General features: G+C 64.6%; 31 protein-coding genes and 1 tRNA gene. 14 read left to right on the forward strand and 18 right to left on the reverse strand.

The annotated features are described in order from the left end of the window. Positions 1 to 13: 13 nt before the first annotated feature. Complete coding sequence (locus MU553_RS13130; protein WP_247378458.1) at positions 14 to 904, reverse strand: universal stress protein; 891 nt, start codon at positions 902 to 904, stop codon at positions 14 to 16. A 427-nt stretch (positions 905 to 1,331) separates the two neighbouring features. Here MU553_RS13130 and MU553_RS13135 point away from each other — a divergent pair, with 427 nt between their 5' ends. From MU553_RS13135 to MU553_RS13155, 5 genes are all read left to right on the forward strand, one after another. Then, positions 1,332 to 2,807 (forward strand): CARDB domain-containing protein, encoded by a 1,476-nt coding sequence (locus MU553_RS13135; protein ID WP_247378459.1) that lies wholly within the window; start codon positions 1,332 to 1,334, stop codon positions 2,805 to 2,807. Then, positions 2,794 to 3,456, forward strand: coding sequence for an ABC transporter ATP-binding protein (locus MU553_RS13140; RefSeq protein ID WP_247378460.1), 663 nt, complete (start codon positions 2,794 to 2,796; stop codon positions 3,454 to 3,456). Before MU553_RS13135 ends, MU553_RS13140 begins: the two co-directional genes overlap by 14 nt. 26 nt (positions 3,457 to 3,482) lie before the next feature. Continuing rightward, positions 3,483 to 4,583, forward strand: coding sequence for an ABC transporter permease (locus MU553_RS13145; protein WP_247378461.1), 1,101 nt, complete (start codon positions 3,483 to 3,485; stop codon positions 4,581 to 4,583). A 204-nt stretch (positions 4,584 to 4,787) separates the two neighbouring features. Continuing rightward, a complete protein-coding gene (locus MU553_RS13150) occupies positions 4,788 to 5,159 on the forward strand; it encodes a hypothetical protein (RefSeq protein ID WP_247378462.1) in 372 nt (123 codons plus the stop codon). A gap of 310 nt (positions 5,160 to 5,469) precedes the next feature. Beyond that, on the forward strand, positions 5,470 to 6,006 hold the full coding sequence (locus MU553_RS13155) for a type IV pilin domain-containing protein (protein ID WP_247378463.1): 537 nt from the start codon (positions 5,470 to 5,472) through the stop codon (positions 6,004 to 6,006). Between the two features lie 236 nt (positions 6,007 to 6,242). On the opposite strand, the gene MU553_RS13160 is transcribed toward MU553_RS13155, so the two are convergent. The 8 genes from MU553_RS13160 to MU553_RS13195 are packed head-to-tail and all read right to left on the reverse strand — an operon-like array spanning position 6,243 to position 12,274. Next, a complete protein-coding gene (locus tag MU553_RS13160) occupies positions 6,243 to 7,307 on the reverse strand; it encodes a methionine synthase (protein WP_247378464.1) in 1,065 nt (354 codons plus the stop codon). Next, positions 7,304 to 8,299: a 5-methyltetrahydropteroyltriglutamate--homocysteine methyltransferase gene (locus MU553_RS13165; RefSeq protein ID WP_247378465.1), complete on the reverse strand. Its 996-nt coding sequence runs from the start codon at positions 8,297 to 8,299 to the stop codon at positions 7,304 to 7,306. The genes MU553_RS13160 and MU553_RS13165 overlap by 4 nt, the downstream gene beginning before the upstream one ends. Positions 8,300 to 8,335: 36 nt before the next feature. Further along, on the reverse strand, positions 8,336 to 8,923 hold the full coding sequence (locus MU553_RS13170; RefSeq protein WP_247378466.1) for a HemK2/MTQ2 family protein methyltransferase: 588 nt from the start codon (positions 8,921 to 8,923) through the stop codon (positions 8,336 to 8,338). Next, complete coding sequence (locus MU553_RS13175; RefSeq protein WP_247378467.1) at positions 8,920 to 10,074, reverse strand: mechanosensitive ion channel family protein; 1,155 nt, start codon at positions 10,072 to 10,074, stop codon at positions 8,920 to 8,922. The genes MU553_RS13170 and MU553_RS13175 overlap by 4 nt, the downstream gene beginning before the upstream one ends. After that, positions 10,071 to 10,943: a 16S ribosomal RNA methyltransferase A gene (locus tag MU553_RS13180; RefSeq protein ID WP_247378468.1), complete on the reverse strand. Its 873-nt coding sequence runs from the start codon at positions 10,941 to 10,943 to the stop codon at positions 10,071 to 10,073. Before MU553_RS13180 ends, MU553_RS13175 begins: the two co-directional genes overlap by 4 nt. Positions 10,944 to 10,977: 34 nt before the next feature. Next, positions 10,978 to 11,574, reverse strand: a complete 597-nt coding sequence (locus MU553_RS13185; protein WP_247378469.1) for a DUF655 domain-containing protein — start codon at positions 11,572 to 11,574, stop codon at positions 10,978 to 10,980. A gap of 56 nt (positions 11,575 to 11,630) precedes the next feature. Next, positions 11,631 to 11,987: an RNA polymerase Rpb4 family protein gene (locus MU553_RS13190; protein WP_247378470.1), complete on the reverse strand. Its 357-nt coding sequence runs from the start codon at positions 11,985 to 11,987 to the stop codon at positions 11,631 to 11,633. After that, on the reverse strand, positions 11,984 to 12,274 hold the full coding sequence (locus MU553_RS13195) for a 50S ribosomal protein L21e (protein ID WP_247378471.1): 291 nt from the start codon (positions 12,272 to 12,274) through the stop codon (positions 11,984 to 11,986). The genes MU553_RS13190 and MU553_RS13195 overlap by 4 nt, the downstream gene beginning before the upstream one ends. 247 nt (positions 12,275 to 12,521) lie before the next feature. Between MU553_RS13195 and MU553_RS13200 the strand changes: the two genes are divergently transcribed. Further along, positions 12,522 to 12,659, forward strand: a complete 138-nt coding sequence (locus MU553_RS13200; protein WP_247378472.1) for a hypothetical protein — start codon at positions 12,522 to 12,524, stop codon at positions 12,657 to 12,659. A 64-nt stretch (positions 12,660 to 12,723) separates the two neighbouring features. Here the strand turns inward: MU553_RS13200 and MU553_RS13205 are convergent, their stop codons facing one another. The 6 genes from MU553_RS13205 to MU553_RS13230 form a co-directional block, all read right to left on the reverse strand. After that, a complete protein-coding gene (locus MU553_RS13205) occupies positions 12,724 to 12,990 on the reverse strand; it encodes an elongation factor 1-beta (RefSeq protein WP_247378473.1) in 267 nt (88 codons plus the stop codon). A 43-nt stretch (positions 12,991 to 13,033) separates the two neighbouring features. Then, on the reverse strand, positions 13,034 to 13,213 hold the full coding sequence (locus MU553_RS13210; RefSeq protein ID WP_247378474.1) for an HVO_2753 family zinc finger protein: 180 nt from the start codon (positions 13,211 to 13,213) through the stop codon (positions 13,034 to 13,036). 83 nt (positions 13,214 to 13,296) lie between these two features. Next, on the reverse strand, positions 13,297 to 13,896 hold the full coding sequence (locus MU553_RS13215) for a DUF2391 domain-containing protein (protein ID WP_247378475.1): 600 nt from the start codon (positions 13,894 to 13,896) through the stop codon (positions 13,297 to 13,299). A gap of 3 nt (positions 13,897 to 13,899) precedes the next feature. Next, positions 13,900 to 14,799, reverse strand: coding sequence for a 3-hydroxyacyl-CoA dehydrogenase family protein (locus MU553_RS13220; protein ID WP_247378476.1), 900 nt, complete (start codon positions 14,797 to 14,799; stop codon positions 13,900 to 13,902). Positions 14,800 to 14,881: 82 nt separating this feature from the next. Beyond that, on the reverse strand, positions 14,882 to 15,760 hold the full coding sequence (locus MU553_RS13225) for a DUF8054 domain-containing protein (RefSeq protein ID WP_247378477.1): 879 nt from the start codon (positions 15,758 to 15,760) through the stop codon (positions 14,882 to 14,884). A gap of 185 nt (positions 15,761 to 15,945) precedes the next feature. Continuing rightward, a complete protein-coding gene (locus tag MU553_RS13230; protein ID WP_247378478.1) occupies positions 15,946 to 16,308 on the reverse strand; it encodes a hypothetical protein in 363 nt (120 codons plus the stop codon). 90 nt (positions 16,309 to 16,398) lie between these two features. Here MU553_RS13230 and MU553_RS13235 point away from each other — a divergent pair, with 90 nt between their 5' ends. From MU553_RS13235 to MU553_RS13255, 5 genes are all read left to right on the forward strand, one after another. Beyond that, positions 16,399 to 17,238, forward strand: coding sequence for an NOP5/NOP56 family protein (locus tag MU553_RS13235; protein ID WP_247378479.1), 840 nt, complete (start codon positions 16,399 to 16,401; stop codon positions 17,236 to 17,238). Beyond that, positions 17,231 to 17,860 (forward strand): fibrillarin-like rRNA/tRNA 2'-O-methyltransferase, encoded by a 630-nt coding sequence (locus MU553_RS13240; protein WP_247378480.1) that lies wholly within the window; start codon positions 17,231 to 17,233, stop codon positions 17,858 to 17,860. Before MU553_RS13235 ends, MU553_RS13240 begins: the two co-directional genes overlap by 8 nt. Before the next feature lie 252 nt (positions 17,861 to 18,112). Then, positions 18,113 to 19,195 (forward strand): glutamate--cysteine ligase, encoded by a 1,083-nt coding sequence (locus MU553_RS13245; RefSeq protein ID WP_247378481.1) that lies wholly within the window; start codon positions 18,113 to 18,115, stop codon positions 19,193 to 19,195. 49 nt (positions 19,196 to 19,244) lie between these two features. Further along, positions 19,245 to 19,781, forward strand: a complete 537-nt coding sequence (locus MU553_RS13250) for a winged helix-turn-helix domain-containing protein (protein WP_247378482.1) — start codon at positions 19,245 to 19,247, stop codon at positions 19,779 to 19,781. Between the two features lie 93 nt (positions 19,782 to 19,874). Continuing rightward, positions 19,875 to 20,369, forward strand: coding sequence for a phosphopantetheine adenylyltransferase (locus MU553_RS13255; protein WP_247378483.1), 495 nt, complete (start codon positions 19,875 to 19,877; stop codon positions 20,367 to 20,369). Here the strand turns inward: MU553_RS13255 and MU553_RS13260 are convergent, their stop codons facing one another. After that, positions 20,370 to 20,678, reverse strand: a complete 309-nt coding sequence (locus MU553_RS13260) for a transcription initiation factor IIB family protein (RefSeq protein WP_247378484.1) — start codon at positions 20,676 to 20,678, stop codon at positions 20,370 to 20,372. A gap of 85 nt (positions 20,679 to 20,763) precedes the next feature. Here MU553_RS13260 and MU553_RS13265 point away from each other — a divergent pair, with 85 nt between their 5' ends. Next, a complete protein-coding gene (locus MU553_RS13265; RefSeq protein ID WP_247378485.1) occupies positions 20,764 to 21,282 on the forward strand; it encodes an MOSC domain-containing protein in 519 nt (172 codons plus the stop codon). 15 nt (positions 21,283 to 21,297) lie between these two features. Here MU553_RS13265 and MU553_RS13270 read toward each other — a convergent pair whose 3' ends face one another. Beyond that, positions 21,298 to 22,656 carry a DolP-mannose mannosyltransferase gene (locus MU553_RS13270; RefSeq protein WP_247378486.1) on the reverse strand — a complete coding sequence of 453 codons (1,359 nt, stop codon included), beginning with the start codon at positions 22,654 to 22,656 and terminating at the stop codon, positions 21,298 to 21,300. A gap of 132 nt (positions 22,657 to 22,788) precedes the next feature. Between MU553_RS13270 and MU553_RS13275 the strand changes: the two genes are divergently transcribed. Continuing rightward, positions 22,789 to 22,873 (forward strand) — tRNA-Leu (locus tag MU553_RS13275). Between the two features lie 235 nt (positions 22,874 to 23,108). Here MU553_RS13275 and MU553_RS13280 read toward each other — a convergent pair. After that, a complete protein-coding gene (locus tag MU553_RS13280) occupies positions 23,109 to 23,537 on the reverse strand; it encodes an arsenate-mycothiol transferase ArsC (protein ID WP_247378487.1) in 429 nt (142 codons plus the stop codon). Positions 23,538 to 23,713: 176 nt separating this feature from the next. Between MU553_RS13280 and MU553_RS13285 the strand changes: the two genes are divergently transcribed. Next, positions 23,714 to 24,778, forward strand: a complete 1,065-nt coding sequence (locus MU553_RS13285) for an mRNA surveillance protein pelota (RefSeq protein ID WP_247378488.1) — start codon at positions 23,714 to 23,716, stop codon at positions 24,776 to 24,778. Positions 24,779 to 24,783: the final 5 nt, after the last annotated feature.

Consider the following 24,783-nt stretch of genomic DNA (forward strand, 5'->3'; position numbering starts at 1 on the left):
AGGACGTTCGGCCTCAGTCGTCCGCCGGTTGGGCATTGACGGCGAGCACGGGCATATCGGCGTGCCGAATGATTCGCTCGGTCGTGCTCCCCAGCAGATACCGGCTGAGGCCGGTCCGTCCGTGCGTCCCCATCGCGATCAGGTCGACGTCGTTGCCGTCGGCGTACTGCATGAGGTCCTTCGCGGGGACGCCCTCGCGGACCTCGGTGGACACGTCGAGGCCGGCGGCTCGGGCGCGCCCGGCGATTACCTCCGTGGCGTCCTCGCCTGCCGATTCGAACCGTGACGCGAGTTCGGTCGGCGTAGTGAGGCTCGGACTCGCGGCGAGATCACCGAGATCGACGACGTTGACGGCGTGAACGCGAGCGTCGGCTCGTTCTGCGATCGCGAGTCCGTGATCGATAGCCACGGAGGCGTATTCGCTCCCGTCGGTCGGAATCAGGACGTTGTCGTACTCTCCGGGTGCAGCATGCGAGCCAGCCCGGACTGAAAGCACTGGGACGTCGGCGTGCCGAACGACGTGCTCCGTCACGCTCCCCGTGACGTACCGATCCAACCCCGTGCGGCCGTGCGTTCCCATGGCGACGAGATCGACGTCGTGTGACGCCGTGTATTCGAGGATCGATTCTGCCGGTTCTCCCGTGACGACGTCGGTCTGGAGGCGGTCGGCATCGGTCGCGACTGCTTCGACCGATTCGATCGCGTCCTCACCCGCTGCTTCGAGATGGGTAACCAGGTCCTCGTCTGCGTCCGCTTCGTCGAACGGCCCGGTTGCGCCGTCCACGTCGACGACGGTGAGGACGTGGACGGTCGCGTCGAACAGGCGTGCGAGCGCCAGCCCGTGTTCGGCCGCCTGGACCGCGTGTTCGCTGCCATCAGTCGGAACGAGAATAGTATCGTACATCGTCTTGGGACGTAGTTCGTGTTCCACCCGTTTAAATCGGAATACCCGTCCTCACTGCCTGGAAATCCCACCGTCGACTGACGAAACCTGGCTGCCGACCCCGATCGGCCGGTTAGAAGATCGGTTCAGATACATAAAACTACCCCACAACTGCTGGTTCAGTAACTGGTCTGGAAGATTATTGACGCAGACGGTCGTCGACGCGAGTACAGAGGTCGACACAGATCGGGGGTCCGTGAGTCGAGCGACTGCTACAGACAGCGCGTCGTCAGGGCCCGCTCGTGACGTGTCCCATCCAAACCATGTCAGCCCTGATACCCCTCACGAGTCCCGCCAGAGTCATCGAGCGGGCCAACGACCCGCCGGTGCCGCGACCGGCAGCGACGACGCTCGGTGGATCGGCTGACACCCTTCCATCCCGCTACCAATGCACAGAGTACTCGCCCTCCTGCTCGTTGCAGGGTTGACGGTTACCGCCGTCCCGCTTGGGACGGCAAGCGCACAGAACACGACCGCCGCGTCGACGTACGTCGCGGTCTCGAACGTGACGACGTCTCCGGAGAATCCAGCGCCGGGGGAGTCGGTTACCATCGAACCGACGATTCAGAACCTCCGAGACAGCAGCGACGTGGTCGAGGTCAACGTGATCACAGTCCGGAGTGCCGGTGGGACCGAACTGGTCCGACTCACCGACGCCGGGAACGTCGCCCCCGACTCGTCGCTGTCGGTCCCGTTGACGACGACGTTCGAGACCCCCGGAACGAAACAGCTTCGCATACACGTTATCGGGGAGAAACCCGACGGCAACAGCGTCCACGTGCGGTACCCAGTCACCGTCTCCGTCGAGGATCATCATCCGCAACTGGACATGGAGGCCAACGAGACGGCGGCCGGCACCGAAGGGACCGGGACGATCACGGTCGCCAACGGCCTCTCGACCACGGCACAGAACGTCAACGTCCGCCTCACGAGCGAGCGTCTCCAGCTCGCCGACGATCGGTTCGTCGTCCCGTCGATGGAGAGCGGCGAATCGACGACCGAATCCTTCGAGTTCGAGGCCGAGTCGGCGGGGAGCTACCCGCTGACGGCGACGATGCGATACCGGGTCGACGGCAGTGCTGAACGCGTCGTCGAAGAGACGATCACGGTCGACGTCGAACGGCTCCGCGACAACGTCCTCGTCGAAGCGACGACGCCCGAACGGGGGACCTCGACGATCGAAGTGGACGTGCTCAATCGAGGGAACGTCCCGATCGAGAACGTGACCATCAGCGGCGAGTCGGCGAACGCGACCGTTCCCTCGAAGCTCATCTCGGAGGTATCGGACGGCGAGTCGGTGACGCGACGCGTGAACGCGACGATCACCGGCTCGACTGCAGACGTGACGATGGCCGCAAATTACGACGTCGGCGATCAGCACCGGCAGGCGAGGGACGCGGTGCGGATCAAATCGGTTCCCGGGCGGATCGAACTGACGGGCGTGAACGTGATTCGCGAGAACGGTCGGCTTCGCGTGACCGGGAGTGCCAGCAACGTCGGCGCAACGGTGGCAGACGGCGTCATCGTGCGAGTCGCAGACACGGAGACGGTCTCGCCCGCACCGCCAAGTCGCGAGTACTTCGTCGGGAGCGTTCCCGAGAGCGATTTCGTCTCCTTCGACGTCTACGCGCGCACGACGGGGAACGTCTCCGCGATCCCACTGACGGTCTCCTATCGAGCGAAAGGCACCAGCTACAATCGAACGGTTTCCGTGTCGACGGCCGGCAGCGTCGGCAACAGGACGGCACAGCCGGTCAAATCGTCGTCTGGTGGCTTGCTCGTGCCGGCGATCGGTGGTCTCGTCGTGCTCGTCATCGGTGCCGTGGTGTTCCGGTCGTGGAGGGCGGGTCGTGCCGGTACTTGAGACACAGGGCGTCGTCAAGCGCTACGAGAGCGGCGCCGGGACGCTGACGGCTCTGAAAGGGATCGACTTCGCCATCGAACCCGGAGAGTTCGTCTCGATCATGGGCCCGAGCGGTAGCGGCAAGTCCACGCTGTTGAACATCCTCGGCCTGCTGGACGTTCCCTCGGAGGGACGCGTTCTCCTGGACGACGAGGACGTCACCGACCTCACGGATCGGCGGCGCACCCACGAGCGACACCGCACCATCGGATTCGTCTTCCAGCAGTTCTACCTGTTACCGACGCTGACGGCCGTCGAGAACGTCACGGTCCCCCGGATGTTCGACCGCGAGTCGGGGATCGAGGAGACGGCACGTGACCTCCTCGAACGCGTCGGGTTGAGCGACCGGATGGACCACCGCCCAACCGAACTCTCCGGCGGGCAGAAACAGCGGGTCGCGATCGCCAGGTCGCTCATCAACGACCCGCGCGTCGTCCTGGCGGACGAGCCGACTGGCAATCTCGACAGGGAGACTGGGGAGCAGATACTCGAAGAGTTCACCCGCGTCACCGAGGACGGCGTCGCCGTCATCGCGGTCACCCACGACGAGCAGGTCAACGACTACGTCGATCGGACGGTCGAACTCGTCGACGGGGTGATGACGACGTGATCGGTCGGTTGCTCCCGGCGGTGAAGATGGCGAGCCGAAATCTCACGCGGACGAAGGTCCGGTCGGTCCTCGCAGCCCTGGGGATCGTCATCGGCGTCGTCGCGATCGCCTCGCTCGGGATGTTGGGCGCGTCGCTCCGTCAGCAGGCGACCCAGGACCTCGGGAGCATCGGCGACCAGCTCGTCGTGTATCCGAGCAGTGACTCCGGTGAGTACGAGCCGCTCACCGACCGCGAAGTCAGGGAGATCGAACGGGTTGCGACGGGGGCGACGGTCGTTCCCCTGCGTCGTCAGCAACACTCCGTCAGCTTCGGTCGCCAGGAATCACACATGTCGGTCTACCGGATGGCGAAACCAGGGGCCCCCTACAGCGCCAATATGGGGCGCGTCCCGGACCCGCTGCGGAGCGGTGCCCTCGTCGGCTCGGAAACTGCCGAGCAGTTCGACCTCGAACCCGGGAACACGATCGCCGTCAACGGGTCGACGTACCGCGTCAGAGCCGTCCTCGAAGAACAGAGCTCGTACAGTCCGGTCGATCCGAACGACGCGATCATCCTGCCGTTCGATCACTCGAACCGGAACTACAGCCAGGTTATCGTCGAGGCGGCGAGCGGACAGGACGCGAACGCTACGGCGATGTCGATCAAGGGACAGCTCAACCAGCGCGAACGGACCGTCTCCGTGTTCGAGATGTCGAGTTACACCGAGCAGATCAACAGCTTCTTCGGCTTCCTCAACGTGTTCCTGCTCGGCGTCGGGTCGATCTCCCTGCTGGTCGCGGGCGTCAGCATCCTGAACGTCATGTTGATGAGCACGGTCGAGCGACGCGAAGAGATCGGCGTGCTCCGGGCCGTCGGGTTCCAGAAGCGCGACGTGTTGAAGATCATGCTGACCGAAGCGGCGCTGCTGGGCGTGTTCGGCGGCGTCGTCGGCACGGTACTCAGCGTCGGCATCGGCGCATTGGTCGCGAACGTGGCGATTCAGGACCCGTCGATCGTGCTCGACGCGTCGAATCTGCAGTACCTCGCGTTAGCGTTCGGGTTCGGCGTCGGAACGAGCGTACTCAGCGGCCTCTATCCGGCCTGGAAGGCAGCCAACGAACATCCCGTCGAAGCGCTCCGGGGCTAACGGCCTTCGGTCGGTTTCTGGTCACGCCTGACGGCCGAAACCGATACACGGCCGAGCGGCGAACCTCGACGTACGATGACGGAAGGCCCTCCACCCACTCCGGCCGAGTCGGATCGTTCCCGTGATACCCCGCGCTCCGTCGTCGACGCCTGGGTCCGAGCCGCCGATTTCGGACTGGCTGTAAACAGGACGGCAGCTCGGGGGATGGCCGCGTCGCTCCGGACCGGCGCCGCCCTCACGGAGTTCAACATCGACCTCACGCGAGATACCGTTCGCATCTTCACCGAGGCAAACGAGCAACTCGTTCCGCTGTCCCCGCAAGCCGCCGACGCAGTGGCGAACGCTCTCGACGAGGCGATCGCAGCCGTCGAAGCGTCGACAGCAGACTCGTCACGCGCCGTGGCCGACGACCTGCTGAGTGGCGTCGACAGTGCCGAAGCCGCGACGACGCTGCAGCGGAACGTGCAGTACGCAATCGCAGTCCAGTTGCTCGGCATCGAACCGACGACCGACGATCACGCGGAACCGATCCGAATCGAACTCACCGACAGCGGAGATTCCCGGATGGACTCGTGAGCAGCTATCGACGAGGCAGGTGAGACGTCCTGAATATATTGATAGGGCTGATGTTCCAGGTTAGTGACTGACGCAATGGACTCGCAAGTCGCCTTCGACCACACCAATTTGTAACTTCGCACACCCATCTTCGGAATATCGAAGATGATACTGGCTACCGCCACAAAATCGCAAGACAGAACCGCTACAATACGGGTATTTACACAGCGTGAAAACACTGTTCTGGTGCCGAAAGGGCCGAACACAGTCACAGAACTGAAATAAACACTCTGACACCTTTATATCCAAATCCTCACAAGTTGAGGTCGTCATGCAGGTACGCGAACTGCTTCACGACGACGACGCAGTCAGTCCGGTCATCGGGGTCATCCTGATGGTCGCGATCACGGTCATCCTGGCCGCAGTCATTGCCTCCTTCGTGCTCGGGCTCGGGGGGTCGACGAACAAGACGCCACAGGCGAAGTTCTCGTGGGATTATAACTCCTGGGAAGACGACTCGTATGGGAACCTTACCGTAACGCACGATGGTGGTGCCACAATCAAGGCAAGCGAACTGGTCGTGCGCGGACAGAGCATTAATTCATCAGGTAAAAGTCTAGGTACTGGTTCTGGTGATATCTTCCCAGCAGCAAGTGTTGTAGAGAGCGCTGACACGAAGTGGAGCACGGCAACGAGTAACGGAGCAGCTACGACGAGTAGTGAGAAGGGCGGCGACAGTGCCGTCGTCTCCGGCGACTACATGAAGGTCTGGGTCAACAACGACTACGACATCCGCCTGGTCTACGAGTCCTCGGAAGGCGACAACTCCGCGACGCTCGCCTCCGACACCGGCCCCAAGACGTCGTAATACCGCGCTCGTTTCGTTTTTTGTGCACCAACCCCGGTAGCGGCAGCTCTCCGGTAGAGTCTCTGCGCCAGTAACTAGGCTGTGTCCCGCAACGGGCAGCCACTCGATAGAGCACACGTTGCCCGTGGTGAAACCGAAACAGGCGGTGGACGGCGCCCTGATTGAGCACCACCCCAATCTGAATCGTCGTCCTCGTCGCTCGAAACGAAGGGATCCAAAAAACGGAGCGCGGTCAGTTAGTCGTCCGCGGGTGCGGCGTGACCGACGTCGATCTCGCCGGCGTCGAGTTCTTCCTCGATCTCGCGAGCGGCCTGGACCATGTTCTCCATCTTCTTGTAGGCCGCCTCGCGCGGCAGGAGTTTCAGACCGCAGTCCGGGGAGACCGTCAGTTGCTCCGGTGGGACGATCTCCAGGCCTTTCTTGATGTTCTCCTTGATCTGTTCGACCGGTTCCACGTCCGCGACGTGGACGTCGAGGACCCCCAGCGCGAGGTCCGCGGTGAACTCTTCTTCCTTGAACACGTCGAGTTGCTCGTAGTTGCCGTTGCAGAGTTCGAGGTCGAACTCGTCGACGGGGTAGTCGAGCATCTCGGGGTAGATACGCGAGTAGTCACCGTAGCAGACGTGCAGTCCGACGCGCACGTCCTCGGGAATGTCGTCGACGATGCGGTCGAGGCACGCGCCGACGATGGCGTGGTCGTCCGGCGTCGTCGCCAGTGCCGGCTCGTCGATCTGGATGTACTTCGCACCGGCGTCCACGAGGCGGTCGATCTCCTCGTTGACCAGATCGGCCAGGTCGTAGGCCAGTTCCTCGGTGTCGTCGTACACTTCGTTGAACGACCAGTTCGCGAGCGTGTACGGCCCCGTGATCGGCACCTTCACCGGTCGGGCCGACGCGCTGTCGGTGAACTCGAACTCGTCGACGAGCCACTCCTGATCGTATTCGACGTCGTCGACGACGGACGGCTTGTCGTAGTAATTGTGGCCCCAGACTTTGACGCGGCCGTTGAACTCGTAGCCCTCGATGAGGTGGGCGAAGTACTCGACCATCTCGTTGCGTCGCATCTCACCGTCGACCACGACGTCCAGCCCGGAGCGCTCGTGTTCGTCAGTGATGAGCCGAGCGGCGTCGTCGAGCGCTTCTTCGAGATCGTCGTCGTCAAAGCTGTGCTCTTCGTCCTCGAAGAGTTCGTGGGCGCGGTTCAGCCACTTCGGCTTCGGGTACGACCCGACGACGGTCGTCAGCAGGAAGTGATCGTTCGGGTGATTCTCGGGTCGGAACTGTTCGCGCGTGTCCGTCATGCTTCCACCTCCGTCTTGTTGACCGCAGCAAGGGCGTCGAGCTTGGCCTCGAACTTGTTGACCGGTAGATAGAACGTCTCCGTGTTGATCGTCGCGTACACGGTCTCGAAGTCCGTGGACTGGGTCTGGTCTGCGACCCACTCGATGCGCTCCGCGATGGTCTCGGGGTCTTCGACCAGCGTGTTCTGGCCGTCGACGAGCCCCAGGGCGACGTCGTCTTTCGTGCCGTACTCGTTGATGTTGTAGAGGTTCGCCTCGTGGTCGGCCACGAAGTCGAAGCCGATGGCGTCCACGTCGGCGTCCATCAGGTGCGCGTAGACCTTCTCGTCGAGCGCGCCCCAGTACGTGTGCGCCACGACGTCGGCGTCGGCCTCACTCGCGACGGCGTCGATCGCTTCACTGGCGCGCTCGTCTGCGCCGTCCCCGGGAGCGTTCTCGACCAGCGACGGTTCGAGGAGGAACAGCGTCTCGACCTCGGGGAACTCGGCGATCTCGCCCGCGAGGAACTCGGTGACGCCCTCGAGGAACGCCGCGTCGTCGCCGTAGTGCTCGTCGGTCGCCAGGTCCGCGAGCGAGTACGGCCCCGGAAGCACGGCCTGGAGCCCCGAATCGACCTGTTCGCTCGCCGCCTCGAGTTCCGCCGCCACGTCACCGGCAGCAGTGAGGTCACCGGTGACGACCGGCTCACGGTAGAAGTTGTTGTTGTCGTAGTAGCGGACGATCCCTCTCGTGTCCACGTTGTCGTGGACGGCGAGCGGGTGTGCGATCATGTCGTCCCAGCGGAGTTGACCCTCGACGATCCGGTCGAGGCCGGCCTCCTGCTGGCGGTCGACGACTTCCGCGCGACCGCGCTCGTAGGCGTCCTGAATCTCGGACCCCTCGTCACCGCTAATCAGATCGGCCTTCTGATGGCCTTTCAACTCCGATAGCTCGTCTTTCGCCCAGTCGGGCAACGGGAACAAACCCGGTGTCGTCGTGACTACCTCAGGCATTACGAACGGATACGAAATGACGGCGTTTAATATTTGCTAATCGGTTTGATGATTGTCGGTTATCACCCGGAGGACGATCAGGCGCTCGAACGGGAACTTCTCGCTGGCGACCTCCGCAGTAGCGAGCCCGTTCTCGGCAGCACGCTCGGTCACTTCGTCGAGCCCGGTCAGTGAGGACACGAGGAGGAGGACTTCGCCTTCGGGCTTGAGGACGCGTCCGACGGTGTCGAGAAACGGGTCCACGACGGCCCGGCCCGTCTCGCCGCCCGAGAGCGCTTTTTCCAGCCAGTCGTCGCCTTCGTCGTCGGGATCGGTCGGGAGGTACGGCGGGTTGAACAGCACTGCGTCGAACGCGTCGTTTCGGAACGGTTCGACGAGATCCCCGCGGACGGTCTGGACGCCGCGGTCGCGAGCCTCGCGGCACGCGTGCGGGTTCAGGTCCACGCCGACGACATCCGCACCTTCCTCGGCGGCAACGCTTGCGACCCAGCCGGAGCCAGTCCCGACGTCGAGCACCACGTCGCCCTCGTCGACGAACTCGCGCGTCGCGTCGCCGAGCAACCGAGAGTCTTCGGCCGGTTGATACACGAGGTCGGGCTCTCTGCGCTCTGCCAGGTCCGTCACTGCTGGTCACCGTCCGTGTTCGCGGCCGGTGCCGTCGGCTGACGGTCGCCGGCGAGTCTGAACCCGTCGCCCTCATCGCGGGCCGTGAGTTCGCGCTGCGGATACGGGATCTTGATGCCTTCTTCGTCGAACGCCTCCTTGACGGCCCGGATAACGGCAGTCTGTGTGCGCCACTTCCGCCGTGCGCTCGGGTCCGAGATCCAGAACCGACATTCAAGGAGGACGGCCGAGTCACCGAACCCCCGGCCGACGACGCTGGGCGACGGTTTCGAGAGCAGCGGGGAGACGTCGCACTCGTTCATCGCTCCCTCTGCGACAGCGGCCGCCCGAGTGACGTCTGCCTCGTAATCGACCCCGATCTTGAAGGACACGCGCAGCCGGCCCGAACGCGAGCGGTTGACGATAGAACTCGAAGCGACCTCGTCGTTGGGAATCATGACGTGTTCGTCGTCCCAGGTCCGCAGCTCTGTATTGAACAGCGTCACGTCGACGACGATCCCCTCGTTGTCGTCGACGACGACCCAGTCGCCCACCTCGAGCGGGCGGGCAAACAGCAAGACGATGCCGGCGAGGATCGCGCCGAGCGTCTGGCGGGCGGCCAGACCGACGACGAGACCGATGGCCCCGGCACCGACCAGCAGGTTCGCCGGATTGACGCCGGCCAGCGAGAGAACGAACGTCGACGCCACGATGTAGATGGCGAGTTGCAGGAAGTGATGGATGACCTCTCGCCGATGGGCCGTGATGACGTCACCGCCGCGGTCTTCGAGGACGCCCCTGGTGACGCGAGTCAGCGTGTAGGCGATGATGAGTGTGAGAACGCCCACCAACGCGAGCGCTCCCTGACGTGGGCCGACGCGGATGACGGCCAGACTGGCGAACACCTCGTCGACGATCCGCCAGACGACGACGAGGAACCAACTCGTCGCAGCGGCCGCGAGGGTCACCAGGACCGCCTGGACCGCTTCGACGTCGTCTGCCGGATAGCGCTCTTTCAGCCGGGGTCCCAGCGCTCGAATCAGGAACAACACGAGGACGAACCCCGCCACGACGACCAGACTGGCCAGGAGCTGCTCGTCTCCCGTCGAGGCGAGAGACTGAACCCACCCCGCCTGGAGGAGTGGAGCGGCGACCGACCGCAGGAGAGTCATGTCGGCTCGCCGACCTCCCACGCCAACTCCGCCAGGGCGGCGAACTGCGCGGGCGTCACGTTGCCGGCTCGCATTCCCATGAGTTCCTCGTCGGCAGCGTCCACCACGGCGTCGGGATCGTCCAGGCCCGAAATGTGCGCCGTGTTGCGAACTGCGTTCCGCATCGTCTTGCGCCGCTGCGTGAACACCGCCGTCACGAACTCGAGGAAGAACTCGTCGTCCGGCACCGTGTACTCGGGATCGCGCGGCGTCGCCCGGACGAGCGCGCTCTGGACGGCCGGCGGCGGGGAGAACGCTTCCTTCGGAACCGGCTCGACGACCTCGACGTCGGCGTAGTGACCCGCCGTCACCGAGAGCCGCCCGTAGTCGTCGGTCCCGGCCTCGGCAGCCATTCGTTCGCCGAACTCCTTCTGGACCATGACCAGGAGCGGTCGCTCGTGGGGCAACAGCTGGAAGATGATCTCGCTCGACGCCCCGTACGGAAGGTTCGACACCGAGCACGTGAACTCGGGCAGCTCGACGTCGAGGGCGTCGCCTTCGATCACGGTGAGTCGACCAGCGTCGACGTCGTCAGCGAACTCCTCGCGGAGGAAGGCCGCGAGGGTCGGGTCGCGTTCGACGGCGGTGACTTCGTCCGCGACGGCGAGCAGCCGGTCAGTGAGCGCGCCGGTCCCGGCCCCGATTTCGAGCACGTGACCGGTGTCGAACCCGGCGTCGGTGGCGTAGCTTGGCAACCGGTCGAGCACGCGGTCGTCGACCAGGAAGTGCTGGTCCTGATCGGGGTCGCCGCGCACGCCGGCGCGAGCGATGAGCGCGTCCGGGTCGCGTCGCTCGCGTCCTGTCTCGTCGTCCTGCGAGCCGCCAGTCATACCGGGAGGATTCCCCTCCGCGAACAAAAGGCTGTCAGTCTTGCTCGTCCTCGCGAACGAACGTCCGGTACTTCAGATCGTCCTCGCGAAGTTCTTCGAGGATGCGCTCGACGAGGACCTCCTGTGGGTTGTGGAGCCCGCTGACTCGTGATTCCAGGTCTGAGAAGCTCTGGAACGGTCGCTGGTCGCGTTCGTCGAGGATGTTGTTGCGCAGTTTCTTGCCGATCCCCGGCAGGAGATTTAGCTGGTGGAGCCGAAGAGTGATGGGCTGGGCGTCGTTGTAGAAGTCGGTGAACCGCTCTTCGTTGCGGGCGACGATCTCCTCGACGACGTAATCGATCTCCGAGCGAGCACCACTCGGCAGGTCGTCGTACTCGACGTCGCGACGACTGACGATGGGCGTGTCGGCGCCGCGCCCCACGTCGATGCGGTCGCCGATCTGCACGTCCGGATCGTCCTCGAGTTCCAGTTCGAGGAGGCGGAACTCGTCTTCGGTGAGAACGAACGCGAGCGGCGGCTTTTCGTACTGCGGCCGGTCGTCCTCGGCACGGCCGTGTGGCAAGAAGTCCAGGACGACACCTGTCACGTCCCCAGTTTGTGAATCAGGCTCGCCGCTCTCGGAGTTGCTCATGGATTTTCATACGACGACGGGCTACATAAAAGCCCCAGCCGAGTGCCGGGTTGCGATTAGGCGTACTTCGCGACGACGTCGAGAACGGCGTCGAGTTCGTCGCCCGACAGGGAGAACCGTTCCTGTGCGTAGATCGCTCGCAGTTCGTCGCGATCCTGCGGGAGGGTGTTCGCGATCTTGTAGGCGGTCGGTTCGTCGACTTTCTCCAGTTCGAGCAGTTCGTCGACGAACTCCTGGGACTCCTCCGGCGTGAGCGTCGCAAAGCGGTTGACGTGTTCGATGGCCCGGGCGAGTTCGTAGCGCATCTCCCGGTCCTCGTCGGCCGCTCGCTCGCGCTCGAGATCGGCGAGGATGTCCTTCGTTTCGGCGAGGGTGAGATACTCCTCCCCGAGCTTCTCCTTGAAGATCGTCATTCCTGGGCCTTGAGGTGAGCAGGGCGAGTGATGATCGTCTTGTCCTTGCCCTGGTCGTCGATCTCGACCTTGTACGCCTGGCCCTGGGTCCCGATGACCGTGCCGGTGTGGCCGTTAAACCGCGGGTGGAACCGACCTTCGTTGATGCTCGGGTCGATGCGGAGGTGCACCTTCTGACCGTCGTCGAACTGCTCGACCGATCGCTGAGGCGGCGACGTCCCTCGCTCGCGGGGTTTGTTCTTCAGCTTGTGACGCGTCTTCTTGAACGGTCCGTGCGAGTTGGGCATTCGTGCGCATCGGTTGTCGGGACGGGCTTATAAAACGTGCGTTCCCGACCGGCCACCGGCCACATCGAACTTCCCGAGCGACCACTTCGCAGTTCGCCACACCGACGGTGCCGACAAATGCGGGCAACTGGCCCGTCGACCGTACGGCCACTACCGTTCGTCTCGCGAACGCGGGCTGTTTTTCTCACGCTGAAAACGCTCGGGGTGGTTTATATCTTGTGGCCGAGTACGGACTGCTACGACGATGATGACCCCCGGTGAAAAGGTCATCGCGGTGGGGGTGCTCTCGACGATGAACCTCGCGATGCTGCTAGTGTCAGGCTTCCTGGCGGCAGGATCGCTCATCGCGACGATCCCACTCGCGACGGCTATCGTACACCAGTAACGGACGGCGACGACCGCACCCGCAGGTCGACGGTCGTGGATGACAGCAGAAAGGTGTCGGCTGCTTACAGGCGGCCGACCGAATCGACGGAGACGCTCTCGACGCCGTCGGTGTTCTCGAACCCTTCCTCGACGGCCTCGGTGCCGCCTTCGCCGTCGGGGACGACGACGGTCGGGAAGAGAGCAACGAGACCGAACGCGACGTCGTCACGCTCGAATCCGTTGATTTTGGCTCCTTCGGGCAGGGACTGTTCGAGGCGCTCCTGAAGCGCGTCGAGGTCCACGTCCGGGCTCTGCGGCATTACCTTGATCTTGGCTGCGACTTTTCCCATGGGTGCTGATGTGGATGAGAGTTGATTGGGGTTGCGATTTCAGTTAGGGACCGGTGAACCCGCAGTCGGGGCACTTGTAGAGGTTGCTCTGCTTGCGGCACTTCGCACAGCGGTAGATCTGCTGGCCACAGTCCGGGCACTTGAACGCTGCAGCGTTGGTCCCCGAGATGTTAATCCCGCAGGAGATACACTTCTGTTTACGCTTTTGCTGACCTTCACTCATACCAGGGGGGAAGATACCGCGACATATAACCCTTAATGAATGCTCCGCACCCACGCGACGGGGAGTCCGCGGCGTCAGCCGTGCTATCCAGGTAGGATGTCCCCGAGCGCGGCGCCGATGACCATCGGGACGAACGCGACCGAGATCTGGCTGATTGCGAGCCAGGGCTCGGCCCAGTCGACGCGACCCCAGATCGTCATCAGTCCCAGTGCAGTCAGGAATGCGATCGTGACCACGCCGACGAGTCGCCGCGGGAGCACGCCGAACAGCGGCTTGTACACGCGGACGTCCTGGAACTCGGCCACGTAGAGGATCCCGATCGTCAGCCCCAGTGCCACCACGAGCGTGCCGACGAGCGAAAGCGGATGGGTCGCGACGAACGCCCCCACTTCGAGCGTGCCGCCCTCGACGACCATCGGGATGCCGAACAACACCGACCCGAGCAGAGCCTCTGCTGCGTCCGCACGGTCGAACCCGACGACGAGGCGGCCGAACACGGCCGGCTCTTCGACGTCGTGAACCGTCTCGATGAGCTCTTCGACGCGATCCCGTTCCGCAGGACTGTCGACGGTGTCGTGGAGCGCGTCGAGTTCGTCGAGCAGGTCCCCCAGCGTCGGCGTGTCGTCGGGGGCATCACGACGGCCGTCCGCGTCAATTTCGGACGCCCCCTGGTTCCCGGACATCCGTCAGATGACGTCCTCGATGTCGTAGTCCTCGTCGTCGGCCACGTCGGTCGGGTCGCCGCCTTCCCAGACGTAGAAGCCGCGACCGACTTTCTTCCCTGTGTTGCCGTTCTCGACTTTCTCCCGGAGGATCGCCGGCGGTTCGAACCGATCGCCGAGTTCGTCGTGGAGGTGTTCGAGGACGTCGAGCCTGACGTCGAGGCCGACCCGGTCGGTGAGTTCGAGGGGGCCAACCGGGTGGTCGTGGCCGAGTTCCATCGCCGCGTCGACGTCGGAGACGCTCGCGACGTCCTGCTCGACCAGCCGCATCGCTTCGACGGCCAGCGCCAGTTCGAGTCGCGACGACGCAAAGCCCGCCGTGTCCGTGACGACGACCGGCGTCTTGCCGAGTTCATCGACGAACTCCTCGGCGAACGCGGCAGTTTCGTCGCTGGTCTGGTCGGCGAGGGCGACCTCGACGAGCGCCATCCCGTTGGGCGGCTCGAAAAAGTGGAGCCCGACGGCACGTTCGGGATCCTTCAGCCCCGCGGCGATGGCGCTGACCGACAACGACGACGTGGTCGTCGCGATGACGGCGTCCTCGCCGACGTGATCTTCCACGTCGGCGAACACCTCGCGCTTGGCATCGAGGTCCTCGGGGATGGCTTCGATGACGAGGTCGGCACCGGCAACGGCCGACGACAGACCGGTCGTGCCGTCGAGGGCGTCGAGTGCCTCGTCGACCTCGCGCTGGGAGAGTTCGCCACGGTCGGCGCTCGTTCCGAGGCGCGTGCTGATCGTGTCGATGGCGTCCATCACGAGGTTCGGTTCGAGGTCGCGAACGCTCACCTCGTGGCCAGCGGCCGCACAGACGTGGGCGATGCCGGTTCCCATCGTCCCGGCTCCGACTACGGCGACGTGCATGCCCTCACACGGGAGGGGCTGGCGGTTAAACGTTACCGCGATTTCCACTGATGGAATCGTGCGATTGCGGCCACAGGCGACCTCAAACCGCCGGTTCCGGCTCGTCAGCGAGCATCCCTTCCGTCACTTCGACCTCGAAGAGGCGTGCATCGCAGTCCTCACAGGTCACCGCGACGACATCGTGGGTGCGACAGCACGACTCGACGACCTCCTGGCCGAACCGGACCGAGCCGTCACAGGCCGGACAGCGTTCGAGGAAGAGACGAAGGCCACCGAGTATCGCGCCCCGAGCGGCCGGGTCCGCGTCCTCCCAGCCGTCGTAGCGGTCGGGAAGGAGTCGGCCGGCGGCAGCGTCGGCCAGGAACGCGGCGCGTGACTCCCAGCGCCCGACCTGACCACTGCCGCTGACGGCGACGAAGGCCCCGTCACCGAAACTCTCGAACTCGAGCGTCTCGGCGTCGACGCCGACGATCGCACCGAGTGCCTCCCGCCCGGTGTCGTTTGCCCGTTCCGTCTCGATCTGCTCGAACAGCGCCGTCTCGAATTCGTCTGTCAGTCCGAGATCGCCGTGTGGCCTGGGCTCGATGGCGTGTGTGTCCAACAGCACTGCCTCGACGTCGACGGACGCGTCCACCGGCTCGGCGGCCACTCCCTCGGCTTCGCCCTTCCCGAACAGGTCGAGGACCAACGCCGGAAAGTAGCGCTTGGTCAGCGCCGGCGTTCCCGGGACGAGATAGCCCCGGAGGGAGATGGCCGCCACGCTCACGAGGAAACTACCGCCAGTTACTCCCCACGCGACACCGCGCCCTGCATCGACCTCGAGCGTGACGTATCCGAGGAGCGCGCTCACGACGACCGCGATGACGAGGTTCGTCGCTGTACAGGGGAGACATCGGTTCTCACCAGTGTACTCGGGGTTTCGAAACCGAGCGACGATCGTCGGGCGCGGCCAAGGTGACATGGGGAAGCGTACCATCAGGAGGCACATCAACATTAGGTCAGCGTAACAGTTTGCCAGGCGGACGAAGCGGCGAGCAGACCGAGCGGTGACGGGGAAAGAGCGCAATCCGACCCAGCGGTCAGGTCCGTGACGTCGGAGTAAGCAGTCGGGCGAACGCGGACGACGGTCGCGGTCCTTCCGGGGGTTCAGTACCGGATGCCTTCGACGGCAGGTTCGAACCGTTCGTCGTCGCCGAGTCGATCGAGGATGGCCGGTTCGTCGATGGCCAGCGAGTAGGCCGGCCGGCCTTTGCCGGTCGGGGACTCTTTCCGTTCTTTCCCGAGCAGGTCGGCCTCTTCGAGTGTCGTCAGCGCCTTGATGACGCGCTGTCGAGTCACCCCACCTGGAATCATCGTTTCGAGCGCCTCGTACTCGTCGATGAGGTCTTCACAGACCCCCGTCACGTCGAACGAGTGAACCGGCGTGTCCTCCCGGTTCCTGAGGTCGATGATAGCAAGTAACACGAACCGGTGAAACGGGTCGACCGCATCGAGGTCGGCACTCGTCATACCCTACAAAAACGACGGAGCGACCCAAGTACGTGATGGTTCCGTTGGCAATCGCGAAGCTTTACCGACGTGGGGGCGCTACCGGCGGACATGACTGACGAGGGATGGTTCGCGGGACTCGACCCCGAGGACCGCGCGGGCGCCGTCGCCCGCATTCGCGAGGGACGCGCCGACGCGCCGGCCGACTGGCCGGCCGTCGCCGTCGAGGACGATTACGCCGGTGACCAAGACGAATACTACGACCGGCTCCACGAGGTGACGATAGCCGCCGCCCGCGAAGCCGCCGGTGAGCGCGAACGCGCGGCCGACCGCCAACTCGTCCACGCCGTCCGCGCGATGGACGACTGCCGCGAACAGGCGAACGAACTCGCCGAACGGCTCAGCGAATGGGCCGGCAGCTTAGACGAGGACGCTGGGGCCGGCGTCTCGTACGCCCGCGAACTCGCCGCTCAGGAGCCCGACGCTGCTGCGGATCGCCAGGTCGTCTCGCTCGCGCGCCGCGTCGTCGGGCTGGCCGACGAAGCCGACGACCTCCAGGCCTACGTCGAGACGACGGCGCCGGACGTCGCGCCGAACCTCTCGATGCTCGCGGGCCCAGTGCTCGCCGCGCGCCTCATCTCGCTCGCTGGCGGGCTCGAATCCCTGGCGAAGAAACCCAGCGGCACGGTCCAGGTGCTCGGCGCCGAGGACGCGCTGTTCGCCCACCTCCGCGGCACCGCGCCGTCGCCCAAACACGGGATCATCTACACGCACGACGCGGTCCGCGGAACCCGACGCGAGGAGCGCGGCTCTGCGGCGCGGGCACTCGCCGGGAAACTCAGCATCGCCGCGCGGATCGACCACTACAGCGGCGACCGGCGGCCGGACCTGCAGGCCGAACTCGACGACCGAATCGAAACCATCCAGGCCCGAGGTGAGGACGATGAGTGATCTCCCGGCAGGCGTCGAGCGACGCGCAATCGACGGCGAAGACGGGCTGGCGACGCGAGGCGAACCGGTGTACGGCGAACCCACCCAGGACGGGTGGCGGCGCTGGGACGCCCACCGGTCGAAACTCGGTGCGATGCTCGAACTCGGGATGGACACCGGACTCGTCGGCGGAGAGACGGTTCTGTACCTGGGCGCGGCCGCCGGGACGACGGTGAGCCACGTCGCGGACTTCGCCGGTCCGACGTACGCCGTCGAGTTCGCAGCCCGGCCGATCCGCGACCTGCTGGACGCTGCGGAGAGTCGCGACCGACTGTTCCCGCTGCTGAAAGACGCTCGCAAGCCCGAGACCTACGCCCACGTCGTCGAACCGGTCGACGTCATCGTGCAGGACGTCGCCACCCGCGGACAGGCTGACGTGGCCCTCGCGAACCGCCAGTTCCTCGCCGACGACGGGCGACTGCTCGCAGCCGTCAAGGCCCGGAGCGAGGACGTGACCGCCGACCCCGAGGACGTGTTCGACGCGGTCGTCGCCGACCTCGAAAGCGAGTACGAGATTCTCGAACGTGAGCGACTGGAGCCGTACCACGCCGACCACCTCGGCGTCGTCGCCCGACCGCGGTAACGGATCTCGCTGCTCACGGGTCGTTCCTCCCCGTTCGGCATCTCCGAGAGACTCGCTTCGCTCGTCTCTCGCCGCTCACGGGTCGTTCCTCCCAGTTCGCACGTACCGAGACGCTCACTTCGGTCTTTCCCGCCGCTTGCTCACGGGTCGTTCCTCCCCGCTCGCACGTTTCGAGACGCTCCCTTCGGTCGCGTCTCGCATCTCGCGTCTCATGCAGAACGTTTTAGCCGAGGACAGTCCAACCACGTTCCGATGGACGAGAGGGGTTCGGCCGAGAACTTCACCCGAATGGGCACGCTGGGCATCGAGGAGGAGTTTTACGTCGTCGACGACGCGGGCCGACCGACGTCGGGAACTGACGAACTCGTCTACGAAACGGAGCCGCCCGAGATTCTCGAGGGCCGCCTGGACCACGAACTGTTCAAGTGCGTCATCGAGACGCAGACGCCGACCATCGACGCCGGTGATCTGACGAGCGCGCGCGAACAACTGAACGCCGTTCGGAATGCCCTGGTCGACCACGCCGAAACCCACGGCTACGGCATCGCCGCGGCAGGGCTCCACCCCGCGGCGAAGTGGCGGGAACTCGAGCACGCCGAGAAACCCCGCTATCGCGCGCAACTCGACCGCATTCAGTATCCACAACATCGCAACACGACCGCTGGATTGCACATCCACGTCGGCGTCGACGACGCGGACAAGGCCGTCTGGATCGCGAACGAACTCCGGTGGTACCTGCCGATCATGCTGGCGCTGTCGGCGAACTCGCCGTACTGGAACGGATTCGACACCGGCCTCCAGTCCGCCCGTGCGAAAATTTTCGAGGCGCTCCCCAACACCGGCGTCCCGACGGCGTTCGACTCCTACGACGAGTTCGACGAGTTCGAGCGCATGATGATCGAAACTGGGTCGATCGACGACCGCGGCGAACTCTGGTACGACGTGCGCCCACATTCGGAACTGGGCACCGTCGAAGTGCGCACGCCCGACGGCCAGGCCGACCCCGACCGCGTGATGGCGTTCGTCGAATACACGCACGCGCTCGTCACGGACCTGGCCGAACGTTACGAGGACGGCGAAACCGGCCGGAAACACCGACGCGAACCCCTCGACGAACACAAGTGGCGTGCACTGCGTCACGGCCACGACGCGGAACTGCTCTCGCGGGACCTCACCGAGTCGGTTCCGCTAGGACAGCTCGTCGACACCGAGTGCGACCGGCTGGGCGTCGACGGAATCAAGCGGCTCTACGAGGCCGAAAGCGGCGCACAGAAGCAGCGTCGACTCCGCGACGAGGAGGGTATGGACGCGCTGTGCGAGAGCCTCCGGCTGTAGCCAAGGATTTTTACCCGGCTGTTGCGTTCTGTCGTCATAGAGAGGACTCATGTCTACAGACGACGGGCCAACAGAACCAGACGAACCGACAGCGGGGGGAGACGTTTCCAGTGAGACGGACGCCGAGGGGGTACGTGACCGTCTCGAAGAAGAGGCAGACAGGGCAGTCGAACGGTTCGACGACGGCATCGTCGATCTGCTCGCGTGGATACTCGACACGGAGACGCGGGCGCGCATCTACGTGTTCCTCCGCCAGAACCCACACAGCACGAGCGACGAGATCGCCGACGGTACGGGACTGTACCCGAGCACGGTCCGCGAAGCGCTGGCGGAGCTCCACGAGGAATCGAAGGTCGAACGCCGCAAGCGCGAGAGTGGCGGCGCTGGCAACAATCCCTACGAGTACACTGCCATGCCACCGAGCGAACTCGTGACGACCATCGTCGGCGACGTGCAGTCGGAACTGAACACCGTGTTCAATCTGGACGAGCACCTGTGTGAAGACACCGACGAGGGTGAGACGGCCGACGCTACGTCGGAACCAGTAACGATCACAGTGGACGAGGAATCGGCCGATCAAGCGTGATCGTCACAGTTGGGATACGCGACGGACGGATCGCCCACCAGTCAGTCGACCAATCCGAAGCCACTAAGCCATGAGGGGACAATGCCCGGAGATATGAAGGTCGCGCTGGGCGGGACGTTCGATCCCGTGCACGACGGACACCGTGCGTTGTTCGAGCGTGCGTTCGAACTGGGGAACGTCACGGTCGGACTCACGAGCGACGAACTCGCGCCGAAGACTCGAAACGAAGACCGCTACGTCCGCCCCTACGAGGAACGGAAGCGCGATCTCGACGCCGAACTCACCGAGTACTCGGCGCCACACGACCGCGAGTACGAGATCCGGAAGCTGACTGAGCCGACCGGTATCGCCACCGAGGAACAGTTCGACGCGCTCATCGTCTCCCCCGAGACGGAAACCGGTGGCCGTCGCATCAACGAAATCCGTCGCGAACGCGGCCACGACCCGCTGGAGATCGAAGTCGTCGACCACGTGTACGCCGAAGACGACGAGATCATCTCGAGCACCCGCATCGTCAAAGGCGAAATCGACGAACACGGAAATCTGACGCCCGACCGCGAGGGACGCCCGAAACACCCCGAGACGTAGTTACCAATCGGGTGCGTCGAGACCCGCTTGTTCGATGAGGTCTTTCCATCGCTGTTGCACCGAGAGCCGAGAGACGCCCGCAGCGTCGGCCACGTCGCCCTGCGAGCGGCGGTCTCCGGCGATCAGCGCTCCGACGTAGACGCTGGCCGCCAGTGACGCGCGCTTCGAGCGGTCAGTCTCTGGCACCGTCGAGAGAAAGAGGTCAGCGGCCCGTGACCGTGCTTCCTCGGCGAGGTCGAGGCGGTCGGCAACCTCGTTGATGTCGGCGAGCCACTGTTCGTTCTCTACCTCGTCGCTGGCGCGATACACACGACCTGATAGCACGCCCGCCGATTTAAACGCTCCCCGGGATCGCTCGGGAACCCTTATCGACGCCGCGAGGCTAGAGGCGGGCATGCCCGGCAGCGTACAGGGACTCTGGATCACGGACGAAGGCTCGGCACCGATGGAGGCAGTCGAACGCATCGAGGCCATCGAGGCGCGCGGACTCGACGGAGACCGCTACGCGCGCGGCACTGGCTACTACTCCGGGTTCGACGAGTGCGAGGTGACGCTCATCGAGGCTGAGGCCATCGAGACGATCAAAGAGGACGCCGGGATCGACCTCCGGGACGGCCGTCACCGCCGGAACGTCGTCACGCGTAGCGTAGACGTCCACGAGCTACTGGACGTGCGGTTCCGGATCGGGGACGCGCTGTTCGAGGGGACGCGACCGCGTCCGCCCTGTGCACACGTCGAAGAAGTCGCAGCCGAGGAGGGGGTCGCGCGGTCGCTGACAGAGGGACGCGGCGGAATCTGTGCACGCGTGGTCGAATCGGGGGTGATCGCGGTGGGCGACGAGATAGAAGCCATCGAGCGCGCGGGTACCGACCCGGACGCCCTCGCCGAGGCGATCCGGGAGCGACAGGACTGAAAACGGGCGCGGGGATCAGACCGGCGACAGCCCGCCGAGGAACCACTCTCCCGCCGGCTCGTCGTAGGGCCACTGACCACAGGTTTCCTTGACGAGCGTGCCACCGGTCTCCTGTTCGAAGTACTTCTGTTTGTGCCCCAGTCGGTAGTGGCAGTATTCGGGTTGCCGTTTCTCCCAGTAGATGGTCTGCATGGACGGCCAGCCGTCGGGATCTTCCGGGAGCGACTCGTAGTTCGCGACGTCCCAGTCCTCGTACTCCTCCTCGACGGCGTCCTTGAACGGCGTGGTCGCTGCCTCGTTCCAGTGAAAACTCGTCGCGACGAGCAGGAGGATACAGACAGCCACGAGCGACTGCCGCGACGGGGTCGACGTCTCTGCAACGAGGACGCCGACGCCCAGTGCGAGGAACATGAGTACGAGAATCATCTCGATAGCGCCCTGAAACTCGAGGAAGACCTGGAGCAGGTACAGCCCGCCGCCGACGGCCACCCACCAGTATTCATCGTAATCTGCCACGGCTGCCCGACCCCACCCGTAGACCCCCAGTGGGATGAGGGCGACGCCGGGGCCGAGCTCGATCACGGTCCGGAGGAGTCGCCCGGGAATCGTGTAGCGGATGACGCCGTAGATCGGTGCCAGGACGACTTCCACGAACAGCGGAATCGCGTTGCCGGTGAGGACGAACGGGAGGACAGTCAGCGTCGCCACGGTGACGCCGCCGGCGACGGTTCGTCCAGCCGCCCGCCAGCCACTGCGCTGGAGGGCCATTCCGACGACGAGAAAGGCGAGGAGGCCGCCCATTTGCCAGAAGCCGGCACCCATGGCGGCCGCGACGCCGCTGAGAAACGGTCGGTCGTCGATGGCCATGAGGAGCGCTGTGGCGCCACAGAGGAAAGCGAAGTACTTCGGTCGAATGCCGGCGAACGGGAACATGTACGTCGACGTGACGACGAACGTCGACGCGCCGGCGACGACGCTCGCGAACCCGTCGTTCGTCAGCCGGTGGGTGATGACGCCGACCAGCGTGACCCCGCCGACGATCGTTGCGACGGCGACGGCGACGCTCAGGAGATGGAGCAGTTCCATGTTCCCGAACGAGAGAACGGCGAGCACCGTCGTGACGGCGTAGATCAGGGGCGGTTTGAGGTCCCAGATGTCGACGTACAGCTCCGCCCCCTGACCGATGTACCAGCCGGCGTGTTGGAACAGTGCCGAGTCCTTGTTGACGTAGAACGGGTGTTGGGAAAACTGGTAGATCGTCGCGAGCGTCAGGAAAACGGTCGCACCGCCGAGCAACACCAGGAACCAGTTGGTATCGATCCAGTCGTACCACCCCCGGCGGGTGCGCGGGACCTTCCCGTAGAACTCCTCCATACTCGGCGAAGATTTCGATTGGCGATATAAGATAGTTCGCAAACAGGTGTGAGAAGCGTGCGCCGTGGTGGCATCCGAGCAGCCGGTGTCCCTCGTGACTTTTATAAAGGGGAAGGGGAAAGTGGGGGATGCGCGCGGGTTGCCGAGCTAGGCCAAAGGCGCAGCGCTTAGGACGCTGTCCCGTAGGGGTCCGCCGGTTCAAATCCGGTCCCGCGCATTTTGCGGCGAACAATTCGTGAGCCGCAAATGAGTGAGAGGATTTGAACCCTGGAAACCGAACGAAGTGAGGTTTCACCCGGTTCAAATCCGGTCCCGCGCATTGTTGCTGCGAACGATCCGTGAGCAGCACAATCGCCAGCGGATTTGAAGTAGAGAACGGCGAACGGTAGTGAGCCGTTCGCGTGGTTCAAATCCGGTCCCGCGCACGTTCTGTCCGAACGGCGATCGACACGTTAGTTTTCTTTCGACTGGTCCGCGTCGAGTTCGTCGAACAGAGCACGGACGCGGGTGCGGATCTCGTCGCGGATCTCACGGACTGTTTCGACCGGCTGTCCGTGGGGATCGTCCAGGTCCCAGTCGCGGTTGTCTCCGTTCCAGGTCGCGGGACAGACGTCTTGTGCAGAACAACCCATGGTGATCACGATATCGGCGGCTTGCAGTTCCTCAGGCGTGACGTCTCGGGGCGTTCGATCGGAGAGATCGACGTCCAGCTCTTGCATGACCTCGACGACTTCGTCGTGGACGTGATCGGCAGGTTGCGTACCGCCGGTGAGGACGTCGATGGCGTCTTCGACGCCGCGTCGCTGGCGTTCCCGGCGGGCGAACGCCGTCGCCATCTGGCTCCGGCCGGCGTTCTGGACACACACGAATGCGACTTTCATACGCACGGAGAGTGGAGGCGAAGCAAGGAGATTCCGGTCCGCGTCTATATACGCGAACGTAGCCGTCGATAGGTCGGAAGGCGGGGCGTGCGAACAGTGCACGGACCCGTCGTCGGATCGTCGAGCGCGTGGCCGATATCGGAGGGCACTTACCGGACAGGGTCCGACGACGGGACATGCGCATCGCCGACCGGGTGCAGGTCGAAGGGGGCAAGGAGAAGATCACGCTGGTACCCGAAACCCTCGACGACCTCTGGCATCTCACGTACATTCTCGAACCCGGTGACCACGTCTCGGGGGACACCACGCGCCGCATCCAGCGCAACGACGACCAGATGCGGGACACGGGTGGCGAACGCGAACACATGTACGTCACGATCGAAGTGGACGACGTGGAGTTCGCGCGCTTCGCCAACCGACTCCGCGTCGGTGGGGAGATCGTCGACTGCTCTCGGGAGGATCAACTCGGCCACCACCACACGCTCAACGTCGAAGAGCGCGACGAACTAGAAGTCGAGAAACGCTGGAAGTCCGACCAGCTCGAACGCTTGCAGGAAGCCGTCGAAGCAGCCGACAACGTCGACGTCGCCATCGCCACCGTCGAAGAGGGACAGGCGCACGTCCACACCGTCGCCCAGTACGGCACCGAAGAGCGGGCGAGCATCACGTCAACGACCGGGAAAGGGGAGTACGCACAACCCCGCGAGGAGCTGTTCTCGGAGTTGACAGACGTGCTCGCCAGGATGGACGTGGAAGCGATCATCCTCGCAGGCCCGGGGTTCACCAAACAGGATTGCCTGAAGTACATTCAGGACGAGGCACCGGACCTGCACGAGAAGATCACGACCGTCGACACCAGCGGCGTCGGGGACAGGGGCGTCCACGAGGTACTGAAACGCGGCGCGGTCGAGGAAGTGCAGGCCGAGACCCGGATCGCCGAGGAGGCGGATCTGATCGACGAGCTGATGACCGAGATCGGCAAGGGCGAGAAAGCCGCGTACGGCCCTGAACAGGTCGCGAAGGCCGCGGAGTTCGGCGCGATCGATACGCTGCTGGTGCTCGACGAGGCGCTCCGGCGCGAACGCGGTGAGGGAGACTGGGACGTCGACGTCGACGAGATCATCGAGCAGACCGAGCAACAGGGCGGCGACGTGACAGTGTTTTCGAGCGAGTTCGACCCCGGCTTGCAACTGGCGAACCTCGGCGAGGTCGCTGCGATACTCCGGTACCGACTCGAGTGAAACAC

The sequence above is a fragment of the Halorientalis brevis genome, assembly GCF_023077655.1.

Coding starts and splice junctions, on each gene's coding strand:
- MU553_RS13130 (WP_247378458.1), bottom strand. CDS start 904: ATGTACGATACTATTCTCGTTCCGACTGATGGCAGCGAACACGCGGTC.
- MU553_RS13135 (WP_247378459.1), top strand. CDS start 1,332: ATGCACAGAGTACTCGCCCTCCTGCTCGTTGCAGGGTTGACGGTTACC.
- MU553_RS13145 (WP_247378461.1), top strand. CDS start 3,483: ATGGCGAGCCGAAATCTCACGCGGACGAAGGTCCGGTCGGTCCTCGCA.
- MU553_RS13150 (WP_247378462.1), top strand. CDS start 4,788: ATGGCCGCGTCGCTCCGGACCGGCGCCGCCCTCACGGAGTTCAACATC.
- MU553_RS13155 (WP_247378463.1), top strand. CDS start 5,470: ATGCAGGTACGCGAACTGCTTCACGACGACGACGCAGTCAGTCCGGTC.
- MU553_RS13160 (WP_247378464.1), bottom strand. CDS start 7,307: ATGACGGACACGCGCGAACAGTTCCGACCCGAGAATCACCCGAACGAT.
- MU553_RS13165 (WP_247378465.1), bottom strand. CDS start 8,299: ATGCCTGAGGTAGTCACGACGACACCGGGTTTGTTCCCGTTGCCCGAC.
- MU553_RS13175 (WP_247378467.1), bottom strand. CDS start 10,074: ATGACTCTCCTGCGGTCGGTCGCCGCTCCACTCCTCCAGGCGGGGTGG.
- MU553_RS13180 (WP_247378468.1), bottom strand. CDS start 10,943: ATGACTGGCGGCTCGCAGGACGACGAGACAGGACGCGAGCGACGCGAC.
- MU553_RS13185 (WP_247378469.1), bottom strand. CDS start 11,574: ATGAGCAACTCCGAGAGCGGCGAGCCTGATTCACAAACTGGGGACGTG.
- MU553_RS13190 (WP_247378470.1), bottom strand. CDS start 11,987: ATGACGATCTTCAAGGAGAAGCTCGGGGAGGAGTATCTCACCCTCGCC.
- MU553_RS13195 (WP_247378471.1), bottom strand. CDS start 12,274: ATGCCCAACTCGCACGGACCGTTCAAGAAGACGCGTCACAAGCTGAAG.
- MU553_RS13200 (WP_247378472.1), top strand. CDS start 12,522: ATGACCCCCGGTGAAAAGGTCATCGCGGTGGGGGTGCTCTCGACGATG.
- MU553_RS13205 (WP_247378473.1), bottom strand. CDS start 12,990: ATGGGAAAAGTCGCAGCCAAGATCAAGGTAATGCCGCAGAGCCCGGAC.
- MU553_RS13210 (WP_247378474.1), bottom strand. CDS start 13,213: ATGAGTGAAGGTCAGCAAAAGCGTAAACAGAAGTGTATCTCCTGCGGG.
- MU553_RS13215 (WP_247378475.1), bottom strand. CDS start 13,896: ATGTCCGGGAACCAGGGGGCGTCCGAAATTGACGCGGACGGCCGTCGT.
- MU553_RS13220 (WP_247378476.1), bottom strand. CDS start 14,799: ATGCACGTCGCCGTAGTCGGAGCCGGGACGATGGGAACCGGCATCGCC.
- MU553_RS13225 (WP_247378477.1), bottom strand. CDS start 15,760: ATGTCACCTTGGCCGCGCCCGACGATCGTCGCTCGGTTTCGAAACCCC.
- MU553_RS13230 (WP_247378478.1), bottom strand. CDS start 16,308: ATGACGAGTGCCGACCTCGATGCGGTCGACCCGTTTCACCGGTTCGTG.
- MU553_RS13235 (WP_247378479.1), top strand. CDS start 16,399: ATGACTGACGAGGGATGGTTCGCGGGACTCGACCCCGAGGACCGCGCG.
- MU553_RS13240 (WP_247378480.1), top strand. CDS start 17,231: ATGAGTGATCTCCCGGCAGGCGTCGAGCGACGCGCAATCGACGGCGAA.
- MU553_RS13245 (WP_247378481.1), top strand. CDS start 18,113: ATGGACGAGAGGGGTTCGGCCGAGAACTTCACCCGAATGGGCACGCTG.
- MU553_RS13250 (WP_247378482.1), top strand. CDS start 19,245: ATGTCTACAGACGACGGGCCAACAGAACCAGACGAACCGACAGCGGGG.
- MU553_RS13255 (WP_247378483.1), top strand. CDS start 19,875: ATGAAGGTCGCGCTGGGCGGGACGTTCGATCCCGTGCACGACGGACAC.
- MU553_RS13265 (WP_247378485.1), top strand. CDS start 20,764: ATGCCCGGCAGCGTACAGGGACTCTGGATCACGGACGAAGGCTCGGCA.
- MU553_RS13270 (WP_247378486.1), bottom strand. CDS start 22,656: ATGGAGGAGTTCTACGGGAAGGTCCCGCGCACCCGCCGGGGGTGGTAC.
- MU553_RS13280 (WP_247378487.1), bottom strand. CDS start 23,537: ATGAAAGTCGCATTCGTGTGTGTCCAGAACGCCGGCCGGAGCCAGATG.
- MU553_RS13285 (WP_247378488.1), top strand. CDS start 23,714: ATGCGCATCGCCGACCGGGTGCAGGTCGAAGGGGGCAAGGAGAAGATC.